Below are 2,474 nucleotides of genomic sequence, written 5' to 3'. Positions count from 1 at the left end.
GCAACTGGATCAGGCGTTCGATTTCGGGACCGGCGACGGCAGTGGGCATGTTTGCTAGCCGAGACCCAGCCCCGGCGGCAATTGCAGGCCGCCGGTCAGCGCCTGCATCTTCTCCTGCATCGCGGCTTCCGCCTTGCGGCGCGCGTCGCCCAGCGCGGTGACCAGCAGGTCCTCGAGGATTTCGCGCTCCTCCGGCTTGATCAGCGAGGGGTCGATCTTGACCGCCTTCACTTCCATCTTCGCGGTCATGCGCACGGTGACGAGGCCGCCGCCCGACATGCCCTCGACCTCGACGCGGTCGAGCTCTTCCTGCATCGCCTGCATCTTCGATTGCAGCTGCGCTGCCTGTTTCATCATGCCGAGAAAATCAGCCATGAAATTTTCCTTTGAAGGTCATCGTTCCTTTGATGGTTATTGGTCGTCGCTGTCTGAAAACTCGGCGGGGTCTTCACCGTTGGCATCGGATTCCGGCGGCTCGGGGGCAAGTCTTCGCACCTCGACCACTTTCGCGCCGGGGAACCTCGCCAGCACTTCCTTCACCCGCGGATCGGATTCTGCGGCGCGCTCGCGCTGGTTCTGCTGCAACAGCGCCTGTGAGCGCAGCGTCGGCTGCCCCAGCTCATTGGAAACGATCACGGTCCAGCGCCGGCCGGTCCATTGCTCCAGTTTTCGCGACAGTTCGTTGACCAGCGTACGTGCCGCGCTGTGTTCCAGCGCGACTTCAAGCCGGCCGTCTTCCATTCTGACAAGGCGGATATCGGCCTCGAGCGCCGCCTTGGTCATCAGATCGCGCTTTTCCGCGGCGAGCGCGATCAGTTCGGCAAAGCTGTTCAATTTCAGCGCCGGCGCCGCGTGCGCTTCCGCCATCGGCTCGCTCATCTGCGGACGAGCCGAGGCCTCGGCGCTGCCGCGCGGGGCGGATGATGCGCGCGGCTGGGATTGCATGGATGACGATGGCGCGGCCGCCGCGCTGCGTGGAGCAGTGCTGCCGATCACCGGCGAAGCGCCGCCGTTCTGCTCGAGCATCCTGATCGCCTCGTCCGGCGTCGGCAGGTCGGCGACATAGGCGATCCGCACCAGCACCATTTCGGCGGCCGCCGCGGGCCTTGTGGCGGCCTGCACCTCGGCGATGCCCTTGAGCAGCATCTGCCACATCCGCGACAGCACCCGCATCGACAGTTTTGCGGCGAAATCGCGGGCGCGCAGGCGCTCGGTCTCGCCGAACGCAACATTGTCCGCGGTCGCCGGCACGATCTTTACGCGAGTGACGAAATTGACGAATTCGGCGAGGTCGCTGAGCACCACGATCGGATCGGCGCCGGTATCGTATTGCTCGCGAAATTCCGTAAACGCGCTGGCGATGTCGCCACGCGCCAATGAATCGAACAGGTCGATCACCCTTGTGCGGTCGGCAAGCCCGAGCATCTGCCGCACCGCATCGGCGCGCACCACGCCTGCGGCATGCGCGATCGCCTGATCGAACAGCGAGAGCGAATCGCGCACCGAGCCTTCCGCGGCGCGGGCGATGATGCCGAGCGCCTCTGGCTCCGCCTCGACGTTTTCCTTTTTGGCGATGTTGGCGAGGTGCGCCATCAGCACGTCGGCGTCGACCCGGCGCAGGTCAAAGCGCTGGCAGCGCGACAGCACCGTCACCGGCACTTTTCGGATTTCGGTGGTGGCGAACACGAATTTGGCGTGCTCGGGCGGCTCTTCCAGCGTCTTCAGGAAGGCGTTGAAGGCCGCGGTCGAGAGCATGTGGACTTCGTCGATGATGTAGACCTTGTAGCGGGCGCTGGCGGGCGCGTAGCGCACGCTGTCGTTGATCTGGCGCACGTCATCGACGCCGGTGTGCGACGCGGCGTCCATTTCCAGCACGTCCATGTGCCGGCTTTCCATGATCGCCTGGCAGTGCACGCCGAGCGTTGGCATGTGGATGGTCGGGCTCTTGATCGAGCCGTCCGGCAGTTCGTAGTTCAGCGCGCGGGCGAGAATCCGCGCCGTGGTGGTCTTGCCGACCCCGCGCACGCCGGTCAGGATCCACGCCTGCGGAATGCGCCCGGTCTCGAACGCATTGGAGACGGTGCGGACCACGGCTTCCTGGCCGATCAGGTCGTCGAAGCTGGCGGGGCGGTATTTGCGCGCCAGCACGCGGTAATGCGCGCCGGGGCTGGGCGGCGTCTGGTTGGCGCCGAGATCGAAGCCGCCCTGATGGGCGTCCTGGTCGGCTGAGGGTGCTACGGGAATGCCAGCGTCGGTCATCGATCGATCCGCAAATGATTGTCTCTCGAAGCCGGCTTGCGGAACTCGGAGCGAATCCAAGCGCAAAACCACGTTCCGTTTTGCGCGATTCGCCCGAAAAAACAGGTAGGAGACTGACGAGCGACCCGATCCGGACCTCGTTAGGGCTGCTTCCTTCCGGACCTGACCCGGTTGGCGAGTGGCTCGTCCACCGCCAATCTCCCGGCCCTTATTTG

The 2,474-nt window shown here is 65.0% G+C and carries 2 protein-coding genes and 1 other RNA gene; all 3 read right to left on the bottom strand.

The features are described 5' to 3' along the window. Window positions 1–54: 54 nt before the first annotated feature. Window positions 55–375: a YbaB/EbfC family nucleoid-associated protein gene (locus VGP39_RS13880; protein ID WP_327568676.1), complete on the bottom strand. Its 321-nt coding sequence runs from the start codon at window positions 373–375 to the stop codon at window positions 55–57. A 36-nt stretch (window positions 376–411) separates the two neighbouring features. Then, window positions 412–2,259: a DNA polymerase III subunit gamma/tau gene (locus VGP39_RS13875; protein ID WP_327568675.1), complete on the bottom strand. Its 1,848-nt coding sequence runs from the start codon at window positions 2,257–2,259 to the stop codon at window positions 412–414. A 105-nt stretch (window positions 2,260–2,364) separates the two neighbouring features. Then, an RNA gene (ffs, locus tag VGP39_RS13870) (signal recognition particle sRNA small type) lies at window positions 2,365–2,461 on the bottom strand. Window positions 2,462–2,474 lie beyond the last annotated feature (13 nt).

The organism is Bradyrhizobium sp., from assembly GCF_036009065.1.
In the GTDB taxonomy this organism is placed as follows: Bacteria; Pseudomonadota; Alphaproteobacteria; order Rhizobiales; family Xanthobacteraceae; genus Bradyrhizobium.
This window is presented reverse-complemented; position numbering and strand designations above follow the sequence as displayed.